General features: G+C 73.8%; 20 protein-coding genes. 15 read left to right on the top strand and 5 right to left on the bottom strand.

Annotated features, from left to right (window positions below; translation table 11 throughout):
* Positions 1–206 precede the first annotated feature (206 nt).
* From ABZX75_RS19550 to ABZX75_RS19535, 4 genes are all read left to right on the top strand, one after another.
* Positions 207–1,457, top strand: coding sequence for a serine hydrolase domain-containing protein (locus ABZX75_RS19550; protein ID WP_355412059.1), 1,251 nt, complete (start codon positions 207–209; stop codon positions 1,455–1,457).
* Positions 1,458–1,553: 96 nt separating this feature from the next.
* A complete protein-coding gene (locus ABZX75_RS19545) occupies positions 1,554–1,898 on the top strand; it encodes a dihydroxyacetone kinase subunit DhaK (RefSeq protein WP_355412057.1) in 345 nt (114 codons plus the stop codon).
* A complete protein-coding gene (gene dhaL / locus ABZX75_RS19540; protein ID WP_355412055.1) occupies positions 1,891–2,535 on the top strand; it encodes a dihydroxyacetone kinase subunit DhaL in 645 nt (214 codons plus the stop codon). Before ABZX75_RS19545 ends, dhaL begins: the two co-directional genes overlap by 8 nt.
* The gene (locus ABZX75_RS19535; protein ID WP_355412053.1) at positions 2,532–2,942 is read left to right on the top strand and encodes a PTS fructose transporter subunit IIA; all 411 of its coding nucleotides are present in this window, start codon (positions 2,532–2,534) and stop codon (positions 2,940–2,942) included. The genes dhaL and ABZX75_RS19535 overlap by 4 nt, the downstream gene beginning before the upstream one ends.
* Before the next feature lie 90 nt (positions 2,943–3,032).
* Here ABZX75_RS19535 and ABZX75_RS19530 read toward each other — a convergent pair whose 3' ends face one another.
* A complete protein-coding gene (locus ABZX75_RS19530; RefSeq protein ID WP_355412051.1) occupies positions 3,033–3,422 on the bottom strand; it encodes an RNA-binding S4 domain-containing protein in 390 nt (129 codons plus the stop codon).
* A gap of 133 nt (positions 3,423–3,555) precedes the next feature.
* Between ABZX75_RS19530 and ABZX75_RS19525 the strand changes: the two genes are divergently transcribed.
* The 5 genes from ABZX75_RS19525 (at position 3,556) to ABZX75_RS19505 (ending at position 8,724) form a co-directional block, all read left to right on the top strand.
* On the top strand, positions 3,556–3,951 hold the full coding sequence (locus ABZX75_RS19525; protein WP_355412049.1) for a helix-turn-helix transcriptional regulator: 396 nt from the start codon (positions 3,556–3,558) through the stop codon (positions 3,949–3,951).
* 22 nt (positions 3,952–3,973) lie between these two features.
* Positions 3,974–4,804: a molybdate ABC transporter substrate-binding protein gene (gene modA / locus ABZX75_RS19520; RefSeq protein WP_355412047.1), complete on the top strand. Its 831-nt coding sequence runs from the start codon at positions 3,974–3,976 to the stop codon at positions 4,802–4,804.
* 118 nt (positions 4,805–4,922) lie between these two features.
* On the top strand, positions 4,923–6,869 hold the full coding sequence (locus ABZX75_RS19515; RefSeq protein WP_355412045.1) for an ABC transporter permease: 1,947 nt from the start codon (positions 4,923–4,925) through the stop codon (positions 6,867–6,869).
* A gap of 43 nt (positions 6,870–6,912) precedes the next feature.
* Complete coding sequence (locus ABZX75_RS19510; RefSeq protein WP_355412043.1) at positions 6,913–7,617, top strand: alpha/beta hydrolase; 705 nt, start codon at positions 6,913–6,915, stop codon at positions 7,615–7,617.
* A gap of 204 nt (positions 7,618–7,821) precedes the next feature.
* Complete coding sequence (locus ABZX75_RS19505) at positions 7,822–8,724, top strand: DUF4328 domain-containing protein (protein ID WP_355412041.1); 903 nt, start codon at positions 7,822–7,824, stop codon at positions 8,722–8,724.
* Positions 8,725–8,727: 3 nt separating this feature from the next.
* Here ABZX75_RS19505 and ABZX75_RS19500 read toward each other — a convergent pair whose 3' ends face one another.
* Positions 8,728–10,827 (bottom strand): SpoIIE family protein phosphatase, encoded by a 2,100-nt coding sequence (locus ABZX75_RS19500; RefSeq protein WP_355412039.1) that lies wholly within the window; start codon positions 10,825–10,827, stop codon positions 8,728–8,730.
* A gap of 137 nt (positions 10,828–10,964) precedes the next feature.
* Positions 10,965–12,047, bottom strand: a complete 1,083-nt coding sequence (locus ABZX75_RS19495; protein WP_355412037.1) for a DUF6777 domain-containing protein — start codon at positions 12,045–12,047, stop codon at positions 10,965–10,967.
* Positions 12,048–12,449: 402 nt separating this feature from the next.
* On the opposite strand from ABZX75_RS19495, the gene ABZX75_RS19490 reads away from it, so the two are divergent.
* On the top strand, positions 12,450–13,694 hold the full coding sequence (locus tag ABZX75_RS19490) for a streptophobe family protein (RefSeq protein WP_355412035.1): 1,245 nt from the start codon (positions 12,450–12,452) through the stop codon (positions 13,692–13,694).
* Positions 13,695–13,834: 140 nt separating this feature from the next.
* On the opposite strand, the gene ABZX75_RS19485 is transcribed toward ABZX75_RS19490, so the two are convergent.
* On the bottom strand, positions 13,835–14,521 hold the full coding sequence (locus ABZX75_RS19485; protein ID WP_355412034.1) for a hypothetical protein: 687 nt from the start codon (positions 14,519–14,521) through the stop codon (positions 13,835–13,837).
* Between the two features lie 6 nt (positions 14,522–14,527).
* Complete coding sequence (locus tag ABZX75_RS19480) at positions 14,528–16,891, bottom strand: FHA domain-containing protein (protein ID WP_355412033.1); 2,364 nt, start codon at positions 16,889–16,891, stop codon at positions 14,528–14,530.
* Between the two features lie 178 nt (positions 16,892–17,069).
* Between ABZX75_RS19480 and ABZX75_RS19475 the strand changes: the two genes are divergently transcribed.
* The 5 genes from ABZX75_RS19475 (at position 17,070) to ABZX75_RS19455 (ending at position 22,599) form a co-directional block, all read left to right on the top strand.
* Positions 17,070–18,140: a cation diffusion facilitator family transporter gene (locus ABZX75_RS19475; RefSeq protein ID WP_355412032.1), complete on the top strand. Its 1,071-nt coding sequence runs from the start codon at positions 17,070–17,072 to the stop codon at positions 18,138–18,140.
* 169 nt (positions 18,141–18,309) lie between these two features.
* Positions 18,310–18,798, top strand: coding sequence for an NUDIX domain-containing protein (locus ABZX75_RS19470; RefSeq protein WP_355412031.1), 489 nt, complete (start codon positions 18,310–18,312; stop codon positions 18,796–18,798).
* 48 nt (positions 18,799–18,846) lie between these two features.
* A complete protein-coding gene (locus tag ABZX75_RS19465; RefSeq protein ID WP_355412029.1) occupies positions 18,847–20,103 on the top strand; it encodes a Tm-1-like ATP-binding domain-containing protein in 1,257 nt (418 codons plus the stop codon).
* A gap of 193 nt (positions 20,104–20,296) precedes the next feature.
* The gene (locus ABZX75_RS19460) at positions 20,297–21,919 is read left to right on the top strand and encodes a serine/threonine-protein kinase (protein WP_355412027.1); all 1,623 of its coding nucleotides are present in this window, start codon (positions 20,297–20,299) and stop codon (positions 21,917–21,919) included.
* Positions 21,916–22,599, top strand: coding sequence for a hypothetical protein (locus ABZX75_RS19455; protein ID WP_355412025.1), 684 nt, complete (start codon positions 21,916–21,918; stop codon positions 22,597–22,599). The genes ABZX75_RS19460 and ABZX75_RS19455 overlap by 4 nt, the downstream gene beginning before the upstream one ends.
* The last annotated feature ends 106 nt before the right edge of the window (positions 22,600–22,705 follow it).

Genomic DNA, 22,705 nt, shown 5'->3' with positions numbered 1-22,705 from the left:
CGTCGACCGCCGGGACCCGGCCGCGGGGCATCGCGTACGCGCGCCTCCATTCCGGGGGCTGCCCCGGGGCGCACGCGCGCCGTCCACCCGCGCCCGCGGCGTCCTCCGTAGGCTCGCGTCGCTCCGCCCGCGCCAACCGAGCGCCCCGGGCGGTGAATCCGCCGGCCCCGCCCCTGTCCGCGTCACCGATCACGTCGAGGAACCACGTGTCCCTTTCCCCGAACCGACGCCGCCTCTCCCTCAGCGCCGCCCTGCTGGCCGTGCTCGCCGGCGTGGCACCGGTGACCGCGGCCCCGGTGGCCCACGCCGCCGAGGCGGCGCGGAACCCGACGGGCGGCAGCCACCCGGCTCCCGACACCGAGGCCCTCGTCCAGGCCTTGCGCAACACGACCGCCAGCGGTGCGCCCGGCGCCATGGCCCGCTTCACCGGCCCGAACGGCGCCCGGACCGAGGCCGTGGGCGTACGCGACAAGAGCACCGGCTCGGCCATGGACCCGCGGGCCCGCTTCCGGATCGGCAGCGTCACGAAGACGTTCTCCACCGTCGTGCTGCTCCAGCTGGTGGCCGAGGGCCGGATGCGGCTGGACACGTCGGTCAACCACTACCTGCCGGGCCTGCTGCCCGACGACCGGATCACGGTGCGTCATCTGCTCAACCACAGGAGCGGGCTGGCGGACTACACGGAAGCCATGTTCACCCACACCGTTCCCGGCTTCGAGGCCGTCCGGAACAAGGTGTTCGGCTACCGGGAGCTCGTGGAGCTCTCGCTGAGCGAACCGAGAACGACCGAGCCGGGCTCGGCGTACCGGTACTCGAACACCAATTTCGTCGTGGTCGGCATGCTCATCGAAAAGGCCACCGGAAACCCGGTGGCCGTGGAGTACGACCGCCGCATCATCAAGCCGCTGGACCTGCGGAACACCTCCTACGTCCATCCCGCCACCCGCATCCAGGGACTCCACGCACGCGGCTACCTCCACCCGGACCAGGCCGGAGCGCCCCTGGTCGACTCCACTGAGCAGACGGCGTCATGGGCGCAGTCCGCCGGTGCGATGATCTCCGACCCGGCCGATCTCAACACCTTCATGTCCGCCCTGCTGGGAGGCAGGCTGCTCACTTCGCCCCTGCTGGACGCCATGCTGACCACGAGCCCGACCGATGCCGCGGGCACCCGCTTCTACGGCCTGGGACTGCGCCGCTACAAGCTCTCCTGCGGCACGTCGGTGTACGGCCACACGGGCACCGTGCAGGGTTTCTACACCTACGCGTTCGCCACCCGTGACGGCCGCCGCAGCCTGGCCGCCATGGCGAACACCTCGAACAGGGGCACGGCCAACACGGCCCTCGGCGGGACGCTCGAAGCCGCTTTCTGCGGAGAGCGGTCCACGCCGGCCACCACACGCGGCTTCGCCGTCACCCCGGCCGAGGCGGACCTGCCCGAGCAGGGTGCGCGCTGAGGCTGTCCCTCGACCGCTCCCGCAAAAGGGCGGCTACGCGGGGCAGGCTCCCTTGCCGTCGCCCTGAGAGCGAATCGACCTCACCGGGAGTGAGCCGTGAAGACGCTGATCAACAGCCCCGAGACCGTGGTCGCCGACGCCCTGCGGGGGATGGCGGCCGCCCACCCCGAGCTGGACGTCGATGTGGAGCGCCGGGTCGTCGTACGGCGGGACGCGCGGGCCGGCGGGCGGGTCGGGCTGGTGTCCGGGGGCGGGTCCGGGCACGAGCCGCTGCATGCCGGGTTCGTGGGGTACGGGATGCTGTCGGCCGCGTGCCCCGGTCACACGGGCCGTGGGCCGGCCGGGAAAGAGACGGCCGGGTCCGCCTCTGAGCGAGTCCTCGAACGTAAGGTGGCGGACGGACCGGCCAGGCGATGTGAGGCGAGGGGATCCCGTGCGTGACACAGACTTCTTCCGGCGCTGGATGGCGGCCACGGCGGCCGCGGTGGAGCGCGAGGCGGACCGGCTGACCGAGCTCGACTCCCCCATCGGGGACGCCGATCACGGCAGCAATCTGCTGCGGGGCTTCACGGCGGTACGGGCGGCCCTCGACGCGGAGGCTCCGGCGGCGCCCGGCGCGGTGCTGCAACTGGCCGGGCGGACGCTGATCTCGACGGTGGGCGGGGCGTCGGGGCCGCTGTACGGGACACTGCTGCGGCGCACCGGCAAGGAGCTGGGTCAGGCCGCCGGAGTGTCCGACGAGGAGCTGCGCAAGGCCCTGTACGCCGGGGTGGGTGCGGTGGCGCAGCTCGGCGGGGCGGCGCCGGGCGACAAGACGATGCTGGACGCTCTGGTGCCGGGCGTGGCCGCGCTGACCACCTCCTACCGGGCGGCCGCCGACGCCGCGGAGAACGGCGCGCTGGCGACGGTGCCCCTGCAGGCGCGCAAGGGACGGGCCAGTTACCTGGGCGAGCGGAGCATCGGACACCAGGATCCGGGGGCGACGTCGGCGGCGCTGCTGCTCGGGGCGCTGGCGGACGCGGCGGATGCGGCGGGTGCGGACAAGGGCCGCAGGAGCACCACCGGCGGCGCGCCGTGACCGGCCGCCCGGCGGTGGTCGGGATCGTGCTGGTGTCCCACAGCGCACGCGTCGCGGAGTCGGTGGCCGAGCTGGCGCGCGGTCTCGCGGCGGGCGGGCCGGTGGTCCCGGTGGCCGCGGCGGGCGGTACCGCCGACGGCGGGCTCGGCACGAGCGCCGAGCTGATCGTCGCGGCCGCGCGGGAGGTGGACCGGGGCGCCGGTGTCGCCTTGCTCACCGACCTGGGGAGTTCGGTGCTGACGGTGAAGGCACTGCTGGTGGATGACGAGCTCCCCGCGGGGTCCCGGCTGGTGGACGCGCCGTTCCTGGAGGGCGCGGTCGCGGCGGTGGTCGCCGCGTCCGCCGGGGTCGCGCTGGACGCGGTCGAGGCGGCGGCCGCCGAGGCCTACACGTACCGGAAGGCGTGACCGACAAAAGGCGTGATGGACAAGACGTGACGGACAGGCATTGAGAGGTCGGCGGCGGGCCTCGCGCGGGCCCGGCGCCGCCCTGCGCCGTCAGCGGCCGCGCAGGTTTTCGATCTCGCGGCGTTCGCGCTTCGTCGGGCGGCCCGCGCCGCGATCGCGGATGCCGACCACGGCCGCCTCGACGCGGGTCGGCGGCGGCGGGCTGTTGTCGATGAAGCACTCCGCGGCGACGGGCGGGCCCACCCGCTTGGACACGGGCCGCTTGACCACCACGATCCGCTCGCGTCCCGCGTGGAAGAGCCGTACCTCGTCACCCGCGCGCACGGGCTGCGCCGGCTTGGCGCGTTCCCCGTTGACCTTCACGTGGCCCGCCCGGCAGGCGGTCGCCGCAGTCGAGCGGGTCTTCGTCAGGCGCACGGACCAGATCCACGCGTCCACCCGCACCGTTCCCGTTCCCGTTCCCGTTACCTCATCAGCCATGCCACGACTCTAGCGAGACGGGCCGCTGAGCCGGGAATGCTTTCGGCAGATGCCACAACCGACTCGGCAGCTGCCAGGCGGATAATCCGCATTACATTGCACATGCGGGCAGACTCCGCCTACCGTGGCGCACATGCAGTCCTACACGATCGGGCAGGCCGCACGTCTGCTGGGCGTCAGCCCGGACACCGCCCGCCGCTGGGCCGACGCCGGCCGGGTCGCGACCCATCGCGACGAGGGCGGTCGCCGGCTGATCAGCGGCCGGGACCTGGCCGCCTTCTCCATCGAGGTCGGCCAGGGCGCCCACAGCGAGGACGAGGAGCCGCACACCTCGGCGCGCAACGCCTTCCCGGGCATCGTCACCGCCGTCAAGCTCGGCGACGTGGCCGCCCAGGTCGAGATCCAGGCGGGCCCGCACCGCCTGGTCTCCCTGCTCACCCGCGAGGCCGTCGAGGAGCTCGGCCTGGAGGTGGGCGTGCGCGCCACCGCCCGTGTGAAGTCCACCAGCGTGCACATCGACCGCGCCTGAACCCGACCGAGGAGGACCGCGCATGTTCCCGATCCTGTACCCGCCAGGCTCGACCCGGCACCCGCACCCGCGCCGCCGCCGAGTCCTCGGCGCCGCGCTGGCCGCCGCCCTGCTCGTACCGCTGGCGGCCTGCGGCAAGGGCCACGCCGACGGCGACCGGACGTCCGCCGCCTCCACCGCGCCCGGGGCCGCCCGGCTCACCGTGCTCGCCGCGTCTTCGCTGACCGACGTCTTCAAGACCGCGGGCGCCGCGTACGAGAAGGCCCACCCGGGCACGAAGCTGACCTTCTCCTTCGCCGGTTCGCAGGAACTCGCCGCACAGGTGAAGCAGGGCGCCCCGGCCGATGCGCTGATCACCGCCGACACGAGGACGATGGACGGTCTCCGGGCCGAGACGGGGGAGGCCACGGTCATCGCCACCAACCGCCTGGTCATCGCGGCCGGAAAGGGCAACCCGTTCGAGATCGACGGGCTCGCGGACCTCGCCGACCGCAAGATCAAGGTCGTACTGGCCGCGCCCGAGGTTCCGGTCGGCCGCTACAGCAGGCAGATCCTCGACGCACAGAAGATCACGGCCCAGCCGGTCTCCCAGGAGCCCAACGTCCGCGCCGTACTGAGCAAGATCGAGCTAGGCGAGGCCGACGCCGGCCTCGTCTACAAGACGGACTCCGCCAAGTCCGGCGACAAGGTCGTCACCGTGGACATCCCGGACGACCAGAACGCGGTGGTGTCCTACCCGGCCGCCACGCTGAAGCAGTCCAAGAACGCCGGGGCCGCCGCCGCGTTCGTGGCCTGGCTGAGCACGCCGGAGGCGCAGCGGATCCTCCAGGACGCGGGCTTCCAGAAGGCGTAACCCGTATGCGCCCCCGCCGACCCGCGCCCGGCCCGCGCCGGGCCCGCCACCGGTGCCTCCCCCCGGACCGGCACCACCCGCCGCCCCGCCGCCAGGACCTCCCCGCCAGGAACCCCTCATGAGCAGACTTCGCACCCGCAGCCGCACCCGGCCTCCCCTGACCCTGGCGCTCCCCGCGCTGCTCGCCGTCGCGTTCCTGATGCTGCCGCTCATCGGCATCCTCACCGGCACCCAGTGGGCCGAGCTCTCCACGCACCTCTCCACCCCCGGTGTGGTCGAGGCCTTCCGGCTCTCGCTGCTGATCTCCTTCTGGGCCCTCGGGCTCTCACTCGTCCTCGGCGTGCCGCTCGCCTGGCTGCTGTCGCGCGTCGAGTTCAAGGGAAAGGCCCTGGTCCGCTCGCTGGTCCTGCTCCCGATGGTGCTGCCGCCGACGGTCGGCGGTGTCGCCCTGCTGCTGGGCTTCGGCCGGCGCGGGCTGCTCGGGCCCTTCCTGGAGGACACGTTCGGGATCACCCTGCCCTTCCACACCTCGGGCGCCGTCGTCGCCGCCACCTTCGTCTCCATGCCGTTCCTCGTCATCAGCCTGGAAGGCGCGCTCGGCGGCCTCAAGCAGAGTTACGAGGAGACGGCCGCCTCGCTCGGCGCCTCTCCGGTCCGGGTGTTCTTCACGGTGACCCTGCCCATGGTGGCTCCCGGCCTGACCGCCGGCGCCGCGCTCACCTGGGCCCGCGCGCTCGGCGAGTTCGGGGCGACCATCACCTTCGCCGGAAACCTGCCCGGCACCACCCAGACCCTGCCGCTCCAGGTGTACCTGCTGCTCCAGGACCAGCCCGAAGCAGCCACCTCCGTCTCCCTGTTGCTCCTCGCGATCGCCATGGCCGTACTGGTGGCCCTGCGCGGCCGCTGGACGGGCGCGCCGCTCGCCCGTAAAGCGGCCGGTGCGCCGCCGGTGGCCGAGGAAGCTCCCACCGCGGCCCCTGCCCCGGCCCCTGCCGCCGGGCTTCCCACGGCCGCCCCGCACGACGGCGGCCACTGGACCCTGCACGCCACGGTCACCGGCTTCAACCAGCTGACCCTGGACGCCGAACCCGGCACCACCATCGCGGTCGTCGGGGAGAACGGCGCGGGCAAGACCACCCTGCTGCGCGCCCTGCTCGGCCTGACCCCGCGGGCCCACGCGGAGCTCAGGCTCGGCGACACCGACGTCACCGCCCTGCCCCCGCACCAGCGGCAAGTGGCCTGGGTCCCGCAGGACGGGGCGCTGTTCCCGCACCTGAGCGCCGTGGCCAACACCGCGTACGGGCTGCGGGCCCGCCGAGTACCGCGCGCCGAGGCCCGCCGGGAGGCGCACGCCTGGCTGGACCGGCTCGGCGTCGGACACCTCGCCCACCGCAAGCCCGCCCAGCTCTCCGGCGGCCAGGCCCAGCGGGTCGCCCTCGCCCGCGCCCTGGCCGCCCGGCCCCGCCTGCTCCTGCTGGACGAGCCGCTCGCCGCCCTCGACCAGACGACGCGGGCGCACGTCCGGCACACCCTGCGCACCCATCTGGCCGGTTTCGGCGGGGTCTGCCTCATCGTCACGCACGATCCCGTCGAGGCGGTGTCGCTGGCCGACCGGGTCCTCGTACTCGCCGACGGGCGCACCCTGCAGGACGCGCCGCCGGCCGAGGTGACCCGGCATCCGCGCTCCCCCTGGGTGGCCCGGATGCTGGGGCGCAACGCGTGGCCGGGCACCGCTTCGCCCGACGGGCTCGCCCTCGCCGCCGGGGGGCGGCTGGTGGTCGCCGAGGCGCTGCCCGAGGGGGCCGAGGCTCTCGCGATCATCGCCCCCGAGGCGGTGTCGGTGCACCGGGACCGCCCGGGCGGCAGTCCCCGTAACGTCTGGCCGGGCACCGTACGGGAGATCACGGCGGTCGGCAGCCGGCTGCGCGTGCTGATCGCTTCGCCCGAGGCGCCGGACCTGGTCGCGGAGATCACCCCGGAAGCGGCCGCCGAGCTGGGCATCGTCGACGGCGCCGAGGTGTGGACCAGTGTGAAGGCCACCGAGGTGACGCTCGTGCGCCTCTGACCCGGAGCCCGGGATGTCAGAGCGCTGCGCTACGTTTCCGATCATGACCAACTTCGTACTGGTGGCAGGGGCTTGGCTCGGATCGTCGGCGTGGGACGAGGTGGTGCCGCTGCTCCGCGCGGCGGGCCACGGCGCCCATCCGTTGACGCTGTCCGGCCTCGCCGAGAAGCAGGGCGTGCCGGCCGGGCTGCGGACCCATGTCCGGGACATCGTCGACGAGGTCGAACGCCACGATCTGCGCGACGTCGTCCTGGTCGGGCACAGCTACTCCGGTATCCCGGTCGGCCAGGCCGGCGAGCGGATAGGCGACCGGCTGACCCGCCTGGTGTTCGTCGACTCCAAAGTTCCGGCCGACGGCGCCTCGTTCGTGACGGGTTGGCCGGCGGGCCGGGCGATGGTGGAGGCTTCGATCGCCGAGAACGGCGGGTTCCTGGCGCCGATGACCGCGGCGGACTACGACGGCCAGGGCCTCAGCGACGAGCAGATCGCACGGATCGTGAGCGGCTCGACCCCGCACCCGTCCGCCACCCTGATCGAACCGGCCGTGCTGGCCCGCCCGCTCGGCGACCTTCCCGCGACGTACGTCAAGTGCCTGCTCGACGGTGCCGAGCCGGATGAGGACGTGGCCGAGCTGCTGACCGGCGAGCACTGGCGGCTGGTCGAGATGGACACGGGCCACTGGCCCATGTTCTCCCGGCCGCGCGAACTGGCGCGGATCCTCCTGGACGCGGCGGGGTCCGGGATGTAGGGGGCTGGGATGTGAGGGGGCCGGTATGTGAGCGGTCCGGCACGTGAGGGGTCCGGCACGTGAGCGGTCCGGCGTCGGGTGCGGACGCGTTCGACCCCGCGCAATCGTTTGGACGGCGGTCGCGGGGCTGGCATATGTTTCGGCGATGCCCGCGCGCGGCGGGACCACTCGCATGTCACACGTTCCCGTGGGGGGTACACCAGCATGTCCTTCAGCGCGCCCGGCTCACCGCCGCCGCCCCAGGGCCCCGTACCGCAGCCGTACGATGCGCGGCCGACGCCGCCTCCGCCCTACGGGCCGCCGCACGCGGCGCCTGCCCCCTACCCCGGGCAGGCCCACCCCGCCCAGGGCGTGTACCAAGGCCAACCCGTGTACCCGGGCCAGGCGTATCCCGGACAGCCCGGGTACCCGGGGCAGCCCTACCCCGGCCCGCCGCCGGCCGTCGGCGTGCCGCGCTCGCCGCAGGGCCTCGCGACCGGCGTGAGCGTGCTGCTCTCCCTCGCCGCCGCGGTCAACGTCCTCGCGGCCGGCGTCGACCTGTACACCTGGTCGCTGATGAAGGACCTCGCCGAGGACCCCGACGCGGTCTCGGAAGACGCGCTGGACACGGCGGACATCCTCACCGGGCTCACCGGCGGCCTCCAGGTCCTGGCGCTGCTCGCCACGGCGGTGGTCTTCATCGTCTGGTTCTACCGCGTGCGCGTCAACGGCGAGGTCTTCCGTCCCGACGCCTTCACCCAGACCCGCGGTTGGGCCATCGGCGGCTGGTTCATCCCCTTCGCCAACCTGGTCCTCCCCTTCCGGACAGCGCGACAGATCTGGACGGCCAGCACCCAGTTCGGACCCGACGGCTCCGACCGCCGGGTCTCCACCGCTCCGCTCACCGCCTGGTGGGTGGCGTGGGCCGCCTCGGCCGTCGTCGAACGCATCGCCGCCGCGCTGTACGAGCGCGCCGACACCGCCGAGTCCCTGCGCGAGGCCAGCGCCGTGGGCGCCGTGTCCTCCCTGCTCACGGCCGCCGCCGCCGTCCTCGCGATCCTCTTCGTGCGCAAGCTCACGTCCATGCAGAACACCAAGGCCGCGCAGGGCCCGTACGCCGCGGTCTGAGGCTCACGGGGCGCCCTCGGGAGCCTCAGGGGCCCGGGGAGCCTCAGGAGCAGCGACGGCGAACTCGCACCACACGCACTTCCCGCCGCCCCGGGGTTCCACGCCCCAGGCGTCCGCGAGCCCCTCCACCAGCATCAGGCCGCGCCCCGACACCGCCCAGTCCCCCGGCTCTCGCCGCTGCGGCAGCGCGCTGCTGGAGTCCTCGACCTCGATCCGGATCCGGCCCTTCGGCATCAGCCGCATGCTGACGTGGCCGCCGCCGTCGGTGTGGACCAGGGCATTGGTCATCAGCTCGTCCGCCGCCAGTTCGATCTCGTCGGCCTGGTCCCCCGCACCCCAGGCGGCCACCGCCGCCCTGATCAGATGACGGGCCATCGCCGGGGCGTCCGCGTCGCCCGGGTCCAGCCGCTGGCGCAGCGGGCCGCCGCCGCGTGCGGCCGGCGTGCCGCGGCGGCGCAGCAGGAGCAGGGCCATGTCGTCCCCGCCTCCGGCGTCCCCCACCAGGTCGCACAGCACGTCGGCCAGTTCCTCGACGTCGACCGGGCCCCTGCGGGCCGCCGCCATGAACTCCCGCATGCCGGTGTCGGGGTCACCGCCGGGCCGTTCGATCAGGCCGTCCGTGCACAGCAGCAGGGTGTCGCCCGGGTGCAGTTCGAGGCTGGTGACGGGGTAGCCGGAGCCCGCCCCCGACCGGTCGCGCGGCGGCAGTCCGAGCGGCAGTCCGCCGGCCACCTGGATCCGGTGGCAACTGCCGTCGCCGCGCCTTACGACCGGGTCCAGGTGGCCGGCGCGGACCATCTGGACCATGCCGCTGGTGAGATCCACCTCGGCGTAGGTACAGGTGGCGAACCGTTCCGTCTCCAGCTCGCGCAGGAAGGTGGAGGCCCGCGCCATGGCCGTACCGGGCGTATGCCCTTCGATGATGTACGCGCGCAGGACGATGCGCAGCTGGCCCATGACGGCCGCCGCGTCCGTGTCGTGCCCCTCCACGTCGCCGATCATCACCCCGACCCGGCCCTCGCCGAGCGGGATCACGTCGTACCAGTCGCCGCCGATGTCCCGCCCCATCCGCGCGGCCCGGTACCGTACGGCGATCCGCGCGCCCGGCACCTCCGGGATGCGGCGGGGCAGCATGGCCCGCTGGAGCCCCTCGGCGAGGTCGTGCTCCTGCTCGAAGAGGATGGCGCGCTGGAGGCTCTGCGCGATGCCGCTGCCGAGCGCCACCAGCAGGTTCCGCTCCTCGGCGGTGAAGTCGCCCTCACGCGTGTAGAGGAGCCCGAGCGCGCCGACGGCCCGGCCCTGCGCGATCAGCGGCAGGTAGACCCCGCTGCGCACGGCCAGCGGCTCGATGTACGGCCACAGCTGCGGGTAGCGCTGCTGGAACTCCGCCCTCGATGCGAGGAAGACCGGCTGCATGGTCCGTACGGCCTCGCTCATCGGGAACCGCGCGTCGATCCGGGTGTACTCGATCTCCGGCACGTACGAGCCCAGCTGGCCCTCCGCGACCAGGTGGATGCGGCCGCCGTCGACGACCCCCAGCATCACGCTGACCGCGCCGAGATGACCGAGGGCCTCGGGGTCCTTGAGGACGTCGGTGACGTCGTTGACGGTCCGGGCGTGGGCGAGGATCGCGGTGGTGCGCTCGACGACGCCGGTCATACGGCGGCGCCCCTCCTCCTGCTCCCCGGCGGCACCGGGCTCGCAGGGGTCGTCGGCGGCGTCGCGCAGGATCCCGATGACGCGGTACGGCCGGCCCTGCGGGTCCCGCAGGATGTGCCCCTGGACGTGGGTCCAGGAGCGGGACCCGTCGCGGCGGCGGCTGCGGACGTAGGCCCCGTAGTGGCTGCGGCCCTCCTTGAGCGCCTGCGTGACCCGGGCGTCGAGGCGGGCCTCCTCGCGGGGCGAGGCGACGCGCTGCCGCAGTCCGGCGGGGGTTCCCGGGAACTCCTCCGGGCGCAGGTCGAGGACCTCGAGGGCGGTGGGATCCAGATGCATCTGCCCGCTGTCGAGGTCCCAGTCGAAGGTACCCATGCGGTTGAGCGCGAGACTCGTGTCCGGCCGCGCGGGCCAGTCGACCTCAGGGTTCTCTTCCCTCTGGGTCATGCAGCCAGGGTCTCATTCTCCTCGGCCGGTGTCCCTGCGGGGCGGTGACGGTCAGCGGGGGCCGCCGCCGGCAGATCGCGCGTGTGCCGCTCCGCGCGTGGCACAGGGCGGCATCGCCACGTGCGGGCCCCGTTCCCCTAAGGGGAAGGCGAGGTCGGCGCCGCGCTGGAAGCAGGCTCGCTGGGAGGAGGCTCGCTGGAAGGCTCCGCGCCGGAAGTCTGCGTGTCGGGCGGACTGGGTGTCGCCGGTTCGCTCGACGTGGCGGTCCGGTCGGTCGGCGCCGGCGGCGCCGGCGACGTGGCGGGCGTGGCGGTGGGGGCATCCGTGGGGGCATCCGTGGGGGTGTCTGTAGGGATGTCGCTCTCGGTGGGTGAGGTGGGGGGCGGCGTGCTGATCACCGGCGGCGTGCTGTACGTCGGGGCCGGGATCACCGGCGGCGTGCTGTACGTCGGCGTCGGGACCGCCGGCGGCGTGCTGTACGTCGGCGTCGGGACCGCCGGCGGCGCGATGGGCTTGTCGGGCGTCGCCGGCTTCGCGCCGCGGTCGCGCTCGTACCAGCGGCGGTTCTTGTGGTCGTAGATCACGATCTTGTTGATGATCTTCACGGAGGGCGCGATCACCACCACGTTCTGCGGGTGGTAGGCGGTCCACGGCTGCCCGTACCGCTTCGAGTTGGGCTTCAGGGGCACCGGCTCCCTCAGCGGGTTTCCGCAGGCGCACCGCACCCGGGGCACGCCCTTGCCGTCCACCAGCACGGCCGTCCCGGCCTGGAGCACGGCCTGGTAGGCGGTGGCGCGGCCTTCCTTGTAGCCGTGGTTGGTGACCCGGGTGTCCATGCGCAACTGCACCGGCGTGAGGGAGCGCAGGTAGCCGGGGACGTCCGTCGGTCCGATGCCGAGCACCAAGGCGAAGGCGCTGTTCTTGGCGGGCTGGGCGGCCAGCACCTTGATCTGCTTCTCGACGTCGCAGCTGGCGACGTCCTTGGTGCCCCCGTACACGCCCGGGGCGGCGCCGCTGACGCTACGGGTGACCGTGGTGCCCTGCGTGGTGTCGACGGTCGGCGGCGGGCTCGCCGGCGGGGGCGTGGCCTGCGTCGCCGCCGCCGCCGTGGACTCGGTGAACGGGTCGGGGCCCGAGGCGGCGGCGGGCTGGAGGAACACCTCGCCGCCCGCGCTGTCGGAGGCGCCGTTGGGCCGGGTCAGCACCACGACCAGGGCCACGACCGCGGCCAGCGCGACGAGCGCGGTGGCGAGCCGCGGCTTCGAACGCCACCAGGGCTTCCTGGCGGGCTCCTCGGGGGACCCCGGGCCTCCGGGTCCGCCCGGCCCCCCGGGGGGCGGGGGCGGGGGCGGGCCCGGCGGCGTCGGTGGCCCTTCCCGGCCACCCGAGAGCGGCCCGGCGGGAGGGCCGGTGGGAGGGCCGGTGGGGCGTTCCGGCGGCGGTGTGCCCGAAGGTTGCGTTGTCACCGGTACCCTCCCGTGCGCAGACGTTCCGGTCGCGGCCGGATGCACCCGGACCTGCGGGTGCGTCCCTAGAAGTCTGCGGACATCCGTCACTCCGGCGCACTACCGGTTGCGCCGTTCAGGTGGTGGCCACCTGCCGAGCCTGCCTACGGTGGCCGTGTGAGCCGTTACTGGCGTGACGCCGTGGTCGCGGTACTGGCGGGATTCGTGGCGATGACCGTCGTCGCCGCGGCCGGCCTGGCCTTCGCGGGCGCCGACGGCCTGCCCGGCGGGGCCTACCCGAAGGTCGTGGCCGCCGTGGTCGTGATGGCGGCCGGCGGCTCGGTCGAGGTGACGGGCGGGGCCGGCTTCCTGGCGGGGGCGGACGCGCGCCTGTCCCTGCTGCCGCTCTCGGTCAGCCTGGCCGGAGCGCTCGCTGCCGGCTACTGCTTCCTGCGCCCCCTGCACAACCGAGCGGTGGCGCGGCCCCGCGAACTGCTGTCCCGGGCGGGCCCCTTGGTACTGCTGTGGCTCCTCGCCCTGACCGGCGCCGCTCTCCTCGCCCGCCAGACCTTCGGCATCTCCCCCGGCGACTCCCCCCTCGGGGAGATCGGTGAACTCCTCGACGCCGCCCCGACCGTGGGCTTCCGGGCCGACCTGCCCGCCACCCTCCTCTTCGGACTGCTGTGGATCCTGGGCCTGTTGCTGATCACCCTGCTCGTCTCCCGCCGCGCGCCGCTCCCCGCCGGGCTGGTCCGCTTCCACGCGGCGGTGCGCCCGGCGGCCTTCGCCACGGCCGCGCTGCTCCTCGCGTACGTCTTCCTCGGGGTCGGCACCGGCCTGGTGGTCGCCGCGACGCGGGGCCACGCCGCGCAGACCCTGGCCGTGGTCCTGCTCGGGCTGCCGAACCTCGCCTGGCTCGCGCTCACCCTGGGCCTCGGCGGCGCCTGGGAGGGCAAGGTCGAGGGGCCGTTCGGGCTGCCGATGCCGCAGCTCCTGGACCAGGTCCTGCGCGGTCCCGAGCTCTCCACGGTCGACGTGGCCTCGCTCGCGGAGCAGGACCCGCGGGCGTGGTGGCTGGTGGTGGTGGCGGCCGTGCTGCTCCTCGGCGCGGGCGTCCTGGCCGCCGTACGGTCCCCCGCCGGCGTCCGGCCCCTGCAGCACGCGCTTCACCTGGGCGTGGCCCTCGCCCTCGCCACCCTGACGGTGTGCCTGCTGGCCCGCGTCCAGGCCCAGTTTGGCCTGTCCCTGCTGGGCATCGGCGACGTGGACGGCCTCGGCGGCGAGGTAGCGCTCGACCCGCTCCTGTGGCGCACCGTAGGCCTCGCCCTCCTCTGGGGCGCGGTCGCGGGCTTCCTGGGCGCCCTGCTGGCCCGCCCGATCCACCGCCGAGGCCGCGTCGACGATCCCACCGCCCAGCGGTAACGCGCTCCCGGGCACGGCTCCCCGCGTGGCGGGGGCGCTCGCCGCGGCCACCTCGGACTCGTCGGCGAAGGGGTCGTGCCGGGCCGGTTCGGGGGCAGGCGGTTCGGGGCAGGCGGCGCCCGCCGGCCGGCTCTTCCCCGTCACCCGGCTCCGGGCTCCCGGGTGTCCACGATCCGGGTCGGGTCATGCCCCGCCGCCCGGTCGTGCCGGCCCTCGACTTCTCCGAGCTGGGTCCCGACCCGGTCGGCCGGTGGCGGATTCTTCCGTACGTCGGCCCCACCGCCCACCACCGTCTCCGGCGGCGGCTCCGGGGCGAGCGGGGCCCCCGGTCCCGCGACGACCGCGTAGGTCGTCAGGCGGGTCCCGTCGCCGTACAGCCACCGTCCCGACGTATCGTCGTAGAGCCATACCGACTCGCCGTCGAGGACCACCCCGGCCCGCAGTCCTTGTACGGATCGCCGGAAGGCCTCGGTGTCGGCCGTCCCCGCGGCGAGCTCGTCCATGGCCCGCCGGTAGCGTTCCAGGGCTTCGGCGCTTCGTACGAGCAGTGGCCGCGGGTCCTCGGCGCGCACCGGCGGCCGTCCCCCGGCCGTCGGCGGCGGCTGCGGCACGGCGACGAGCAGCCTCCCGTCCACCCAGGCGGACCACCCGTTGGCACACAGGACCTCCCCCCACTCGCCGAGCCGGGACAGTAGCTGTACGGGGAGGAAGGCGTCGAGCGGCACGGTGGGGCGGGACACGTCCGGGGCCTCCCACGCGGGCAGTCCCTCCTGCGGGACGACGTGGGTGGGCCGGAAGTCCGCGACCTGGCCGGGGCTGCTGGTCATGGGCGGTTACTTCCGCATGATGGCCGGCTCGTGGCGGCGCAGCAGCCGGGCCACCACCACACCGAACAGCACGGACAGGCCGACCAGCATGCCCACATCGAAGAGCCACACGTCGGCCTCGTGCGCGAACAGCGGGTCCTGGGTGATCTTGCCGGGCACGATCGCGCCCAGGTCGATGGTGCCCGCCATCGCGCCGAACGCCCACCGCGACGGCACGAACCAGGCCAGCTGCTCGACGACGGGGACCCCGGTGAGTTTCAGCAAGGTGCCGCAGAAGGCGACCTGGACGATGGTGAGGAGGACCAGCAGCGGCATGGTGACCTCCTCCTTGCTCACCAGGGCGGAGATCAGCAGGCCGAGCACCATCGTGGTGACGGACACGAGGGCGACGGCGAGGGCGATCTCGATCAGCGGCGGGAGGAAGACACCCTTGCCGCCGGGGGCGTTGGAGCGGACTCCGGCGAGACCGACCAGGGTGAGGACCACGGCCTGGGCGACGGTGACCGCGCCGAGGACCACCACCTTGGACATCAGGTAGGCCGACCGGGACAGGCCGACGGCGCGCTCCCGCTGGTAGATGACGCGTTCCTTGACGAGTTCGCGCACCGCGTTGGCGCCGCCGGTCAGGACTCCGCCCACGCACAGGATGAACAGGGCGTTCATCGCCGTGTCGAGCGTGAGGGCGCTGCCGGCCAGCGCGCGGGCCATGGCACCCATGACGAAGGGCAGCCCGACCATGATGGCCAGGAAGGTGCGGTCGGCGCTGAGCGCGGCGGCGTACCGGCGGATCAGGGTGGAGAGCTGGGAGACCCAGCTCTGGGCCTTGGGCGGCGGCTGCGGCCGGACGCCGGCGGCCCGTTCGGCCTCCCCCGCGAGCGGTGGCCGGACGGCGGCGACGTCGACGTAGCGGCGGCGCAGCGGTGAGGTCCGGTACTGCCCCGCCCAGTCGCGGTCGCGCTGGTTCTCGAACGCCTCGAAGGCTTCGGGCCACTGCTCGAAGCCGAAGAATCCGAGGGCCTCCTCGGGGGGGCCGTAGTACGCGATGCGCCCGCCGGGCGCGAGGACCAGGAGGCGGTCACAGACCTCGAGGTTGAGCACGCTGTGGGTGACGACGATGACCGTGCGGCCGTCGTCCGCGAGGCCGCGCAGCATGTGCATGACGGAGCGGTCCATGCCGGGGTCGAGGCCGGAGGTGGGTTCGTCGAGGAAGAGCAGGGAGGGCTTGGTGAGCAGTTCGAGGGCGACGGAGACGCGCTTGCGCTGGCCGCCGGAGAGGCTGTGGATCGGCTGGCCGGCGCGCTGGACGAGGCCGAGTTCGCGGATCACCTCGTCGACGCGGGCCTCCCGCTCGGCCTTGGCGGTGTCCTGCGGGAAGCGCAGTTCGGCGGCGTAGGCGAGGGCGCGGCGGACGGTGAGCTGGGCGTGCAGGATGTCGTCCTGGGGCACCAGGCCGATGCGGCTGCGCAGTTCGGCGTAGTCCCGGTAGAGGTCGCGGCCGTCGTAGAGGACGGTGCCGCGGTCGGCGGGGCGCAGGCCGGTGAGCGCGCCGAGCAGGGTGGACTTGCCGGCGCCGCTGGGACCGACGACCGCGAGCAGGCACTTGGCGCCCACGGGGAAGGAGACCCCCTCCAGCAGGGTCTTGCGGCCGTGGTCCACGGTGACGGTCAGGTCCTGGACGTCGAGGGACACCTCGCCGGTGTCGACGTACTCCTCCAGCCGGTCGCCGACCAGGCAGAAGGCGGAGTGGCCGATGCCGATGATGTCGCCCTCGGCGACGCGGGCCACCTGGACGGCGGCGCCGTTGAGGTAGGTGCCGTTGTGGCTGCCCAGGTCGACGATCTCGTAGCTGCCGTCGGGCAGGCCGCGCAGTTCGGCGTGTCGGCGGGAGACCACCAGGTCGTTGATGACCAGATCGTTCTCGGCGGCCCGGCCGATCCGGACGGTCGTACGGGCCGGCAGCGGGCGCACGGTGGAGGGCGAGCGGAAGGTCCTGGTCAGCGGCGGGTTCGAGACCTGGGACGGCCGGCCGGCGCCCGACACGAGGGTGGACGTGGGGCCGACGAGGACGGCGCGCGGGCCGTCGGCGGCGCTGCCGAAGCGCAGTTCGCTGCCCACGCCGACGTTCCACTCGTGGACGCGGTGTCCGTCGGCCCAGGTGCCGTTGGTGCTGCCCTTGTCCTCCACCGTCCAGTGGTCTCCCTCGGGGCGCAGGATCGCGTGGTGCCAGGAGACGCGGGCGTCGTCGAGGCAGATCTCGCAGAGGGGGTCACGGCCGACCTGATACGTCCGGCCCGGGCTGATCACGGTGGAGCCCTGGTCGGTCCGCAGAACGAGCTCGGGTGCGGTCGGCACACCAGGGCGCTGGACCATGACCCGATTTTCCCACGATCCGCAAGACCCGGCAGCGGCGGGCATCGTCGCAGGTCAGAGGCCTCTTATGGGTAATGACAACGGTCCCCGTTGCAGCCTTTGCTCCTCGCGCCGGGGTGCGCTTCACTACACGCGACAGAACCGAACAAACGGGTGAGTCGATGAGACGGGGGACACCATGAGCGGGCACGACGCGCAGGACCACGCCGATCACGGGCATGGGCCGGGACGGGCCACCACGGGCCACGCGAGCGACACGGACCACGGGGGCCACGGGGGCCACGCGGGCCACAGTCACGGGGTGTCCGCCGACGCCGACCGGCGCTGGCTGGCGATCGCGCTCATCCTGATCTGCGCTTTCATGGCCATCGAGGTGGTCGTCGGCGTCCTGGCCAACTCCCTGGCCCTGATCTCGGACGCCGCCCACATGCTGACCGACGCCGTCTCGATCATCCTCGCGCTGATCGCGATGCGGCTGGCCGCCCGTCCCGCGCGCGGCGGGTACACGTACGGCCTCAAGCGGGCGGAGATACTCTCCGCGCAGGCCAACGGCCTGACCCTGTTCCTGCTGGCGATCTGGCTGACGTACGAGGCGGTGCGGCGGCTGGCCGACCCGCCGCCGGTGGAGGGCGGTCTGGTCGTGGTGACCGCGCTCGCGGGCATCGCCGTCAATGTCGCCGCGGCCTGGTGCATCTCCAGGGCGAACCGTTCCTCGCTCGCCGTCGAGGGCGCCTACCAGCACATCCTGAACGACCTCTTCGCCTTCATCGGGACCGCCGTCGCCGGTCTGATCGTCCTCACCACCGGATTCCGGCAGGCCGACGCGATCGCCACCCTGGTGGTGGTGGCCCTGATGGTCAAGGCGGGCTACGGGCTGGTCCGCGACTCCGGCCGGATCTTCCTGGAGGCCGCCCCGGCCCACCTGGACCCGGACGCGGTCGGTGACCGGCTCGTCCAGCAGCCGCCGGTCACCGAAGTGCACGACCTGCACATATGGACCATCACCTCCGGGCAGGCGGCGCTCTCCGCGCACGTGCTCGTGGAGCCGGCGGGCGACTGCCACGCCGTACGCCGCGACCTGGAGCAGCTGCTGAGCAAGGAGTACGGGATCACGCACACCACGCTCCAGGTGGACCACGTGCAGGACTCCCTGCTCACGCTCGGCCGACCGGGCGAGGACCCGGCCTACGACCCGCACTGCGCGGACGCCCACGGCCCGGTCCACCGGCACGGCCCGCACGACCACTGACCGCGGGCCGCTGCGGCACGACCAGTGACATCACGACCAGTGACCGCAGGACCAGTGACCGCAGGACCAGTGACCGCAGGACCAGTGACCGCCCGTGAAACCGGTCCCCGGACGTCCGAACCCTGCTCGCGGATCACTGGCCGCCGCGCGCACGGGGCATACATGGCCCATGACGCACAAGCGCAGCGCCGGCCTGCTCCTGTTCCGCCGGACCGGCGGACAGGAGGCGGAGCCGGGAGTCGAGGTCCTGCTGGGGCACATGGGCGGCCCGCTCTGGGCCGACCGGGACGCCGGGGGCTGGGGCATCCCCAAGGGCGAGTACGGTCCCGACGAGACGCCGCGGGACGCGGCCCGGCGGGAGTTCACCGAGGAGATCGGGCTGCCGCCGCCGGAGGGCGAGTACCTGCCGCTGGGGGAGGTACGACTGCGCAGCGGAAAGCTGGTGACCGTCTGGGCGGTGGAGGCGGACCTCGACCCCGCGCTGATGGAGCCCGGGACCTTCACCATGGAGTGGCCGCCGCACTCGGGAAACGTGCAGGAGTTCCCCGAGCTGGACCGGGTGGCCTGGTTCCCTCCCCCGGTGGCCGAGAACAAGCTGATCGCCTCTCAGATCCCCTTCCTGGAGACGTTGTTGGAACTCCTGAAGCGGAATGGTTGACCTTCCCTTTACTTGCCAGCGAACCCCGCCCGCATGGACATTGCACCTATGACGAACGTCGTGCTGGTGGGAACCCTGGACACCAAGGGTGTGGAGTACGGCTGGCTGCGCGAGAAACTGCTGCGCGCCGGCGTCGAGGTGGTACTGGTCGACACAGGAATCATGGGGGAGCCACGGGTGCCCGCCGACGTGCCGCGGGACGCGGTGGCGCGGGCAGCGGGAACGGAACTGTCAGTACTGCGCGCGGCCGCCGACCGGGGCGCGGCCGTGACCACGATGGCACGGGGCGCCGAGGCGACCCTGTCACGCCTGCACGCCGAAGGCCGGCTGCACGGGGTGCTCTCGATCGGCGGGAGCGGGGGCACCTCCATCGCCACCCGGGCGATGCGGGCCCTGCCCCTGGGCGTACCGAAGCTCATGGTCTCGTCCATGGCGTCCGGGAACGTCGCCCCGTACGTCGGGTCCTCGGACATCACGATGATGTACAGCGTGGTGGACATCGCGGGGATCAACAGCGTCTCCGCGCCGATCATGGCGAACGCGGTGGAGGCGGTCGCCGCAATGGCCAAGGCCTACGCCCGGTCCTGCCTCGACCCGCACCGCCCGGCCACGCTGGGCGAGGGCGCCCGCCCGCTGATCGCGACGAGCATGGCGGGCGTGACCACGACCGGCGTGGACGCGGCCCGGGAGCGGCTGACCGAACTGGGCTACGAGGTACTGGTCTTCCACGTCAGCGGCACCGGCGGCCGGACCCTGGAGACCCTGGCCGGACAGGGCATCTTCGCGGGCGTCCTCGACCTCACCCTCAGCGAACTCGCGGACGACCTGTGCGGCGGCATCCTGAGCGCGGGCCCCGACCGGCTCAGCGCGGCCGGGCGGGCCGGGATTCCGCAGGTGGTGAGCCTGGGGGCGCTGGACATGGTGAAGTTCGGCCCGCTGGAGACCCTGCCCGAGCGGGCCCGCGACCGGCGCGTGCGCGTCCACAACCCGTCCGTCACGGTGGTCCGTACGACCGAGGCCGAGTGCACGGAGCTCGGCCGCAGAGTCGCCGCCAAACTCCGCGCGGCGACCGGGCCCACAGCCGTGTGCATCCCGCTCCGCGGACTGTCCACGCTCGGTGCGCCGGGCGGCCCGTACCACGATCCCGGCGCGGACCGGGCCCTGTTCTCGGCGCTGCGCGACGGCTTGCGGGGCAGCACCGCCCGGCTCCACGACTACGACACCCACATCAACGACCCGGCCTTCGGGCGGGCGGCGGCCGAGCGGCTGCACGCCATGATCGGAGCGGTCCCGGCCGCGGCCTAGACACCGTCCCGCGACCGGTCCGGGACACACTCCGATACGCCCCACGGGGTGGGAACCGGCCGTGGCGGAAACCACGTCCCAGGGGAAGACCGGCCCACAGGGGCCGGTCACCGATCGGCCAGGACCGGCCAGGACCGGCCAGCCGGGGGACGTTGGTGGCGGCGTGGCGACGCCACGGCAGAGGGCGGGAACGATGAACAGCACGTGGACGGTCCCCGGTTACTCGGAGATCCGGGAACTCGGCTCGGGCGGCAGCGGCCGCGTGGTGCTCGCCGTCCACGACGGTACGGGCACGGCGGTCGCCGTGAAGTACCTCAGCGACCGCCTGCGCGAGGACACCGTCTTCGTACAGGAGTTCAGGGCCGAGGCGCGGCTCCTCGGCGGACTGCGGTCGCCGTACGTGGTGGGGCTGTACGAGTACGTGGAAGCTCCCGGCGGGGCGGCCATCGTCATGGAACTGGTGGACGGCATCTCCCTGCGCGCGCTGCTGAGGCAGTCCGGGCGGGCCGAGGCCGAAGCCGCGCTGGTGCTGCTGAAGGGCTCCCTCCTCGGGCTCGCCGCGGCGCACCGGGCCGGCGTCGTCCACCGCGACTACAAGCCGGAGAACGTGCTGGTCGCGGCGGACGGCTCCTCGAAGCTGGTCGACTTCGGCATCGCGGCGGGGCGCGGGACCACGCCCGGGGTGGCCGGAACGCCCGCCTACATGGCCCCCGAGCAGTGGCAGGGCCGGCCCGCTTCGCCGGCGGCCGACGTGTACGCGGCGACTGCGACCTTCTTCGAGTGCCTGACCGGGCGCAAGCCCTACGACGGTGACAACTTCGCGGAGCTCGCGGTCCAGCACATAGAGGCGCCGGTGCCGGAGACCGAGGCCCCGGAGCCCGTACGCCCGCTGATCCGGCGGGGGCTGGCCAAGCAGCCGGAGCACCGGCCGGAGAACGCCGAGGTGTTCGTGGCGGAACTGGAAGGTGTGGCGCTCGCCGCGTACGGCCCCGACTGGGAGGAGCGCGGGCAGCGCAGGCTGGCGGCCATGGCGGCGCTGCTGCCGCTGCTGTTCCCCTCGGCGGGCGAGGCGGCGGCGGGCACCACGTCGGTGGCCACGACCACGCTGAGCAGTGGCTCCGGCTGGGCCCCCGGGCGCGGCGGCTGGTTCGCGGCGGGGGTGGCGCTGGTCCTGGGGGCCGCGCTGATCCTCACGACGGACGCGATCGGCGCGGCCCCCGGCGGGGCCTCCGCCCTGAGCGCGTTCGCCACGACGAGCGCCTCGCCTGCCGGGCCGGCTTCGCCGACCGCGGCCCCTAGTGCGGCCGTGTCCCCGTCCATGTCGCCGAGCCCCTCTCCCTCGCCGTCCCCGTCCCCGTCCCCGATCCTCACGCCCACGCCCACTGCGACGACCCCGAAGCCGACGCCGAGTTGGACGACGACGCCGACTCCGGCCTGGACGCCCAAGCCCACGCCCACTCCGACGCCCACTCCGACGCCGACGCCGACGCTGAAGGTCACGAAGGTCGCCGTCTCGCTCCGGACCGGCGTGTACACGGGTGAGGCCACCGTCTCGGTCGCCGCCGAGGGCACCGGGCCGGTCACCGTCGTACTGGAGTGGTTCCTCGGCTCCGCCCAGGGCGACTACGCCGTGGCGGACGGCACGGACACGGTCGTGGTCCAGCCCGGTTCGCCGGCCACGGTGGTGCAGGCCCACACCTTCACCCGGGGACGCGGCTGCTACGGCGGCGTCCGGGTCACCACCAAGCCCACCGCCGGGAACAAGTCCGCGTCCGACTCGCAGTACCTCTTGCGTTGTCAGGAGCCCGTCTCATGAACGATCCCCGCTCCCCCGCCCCGCAGGGCGACGACTACAGCGCCACGGTCCTCGGCAGTCACTGGTTCAGCGGGCCTCCACGGGAACCGGCGCAGGGCCCGGACGGCACGGGCACGCAGCTCACAGGAGGTACCGAGGTCACCAGGATCGCCGAGGCCGCCGGGCCGGCCGGGGTCGCACCCGACCGGGTCGAAGGCTCCGTCCTGCGCTTCGGGCCCGGCGTCACGGCGGCCATGCCCGCGCCGTTCCCGATGGCCGTCGCCGCGGCGCCCCGCGGCCACCGGGGCGCCGGCCTGCGCCGGTACGCCCTCGCCGCGGTCGTGCTGCTCGCGGTCCTCGCGTATCTGGCATGGCAGCGGTACGGGCCCTCCATCGAGGTGCGGGACGTGGCCGTGACCACCGATGCGCAAGGCCCCTCCTGCGATGCGACGGCCGACGTGGTGGCGGTCGTACGGACCAACGGGCGCCCGGGGACCCTCACGTACCGCTGGCTCCGCAGCGACGGCACCTCCTCGGAGCAGCTGACCGAGCGGGTCCCGCGCGGGCAGCGGGAGGCCCGGCTGCATCTGCTCTGGACCTTCCAGGGCGCCGGAACGTATCCGGCGCGGGCCGAGCTCCAGCTGCTGTCGCCCGGGCAGCGCACGGCCGCGGTGGAATTCACGTACCGCTGCGCACGCTAGTGCTGTGACCGGAAAGGTTCACCGGCCCGCGACGCCCGGCACGGCACGGCACTAGGTGTATCGCCCCCGGAGGCCGTGGCCGACACCCCGGCCGTTCGGCCGGGGC

It is taken from the genome of Streptomyces sp. NPDC003038 (genome assembly GCF_040611115.1).
Taxonomy (GTDB): Bacteria; Actinomycetota; Actinomycetes; order Streptomycetales; family Streptomycetaceae; genus Streptomyces.
Note: the sequence above shows the minus strand (reverse complement) of the source record. Positions and strands in the feature narration are given on the sequence as shown.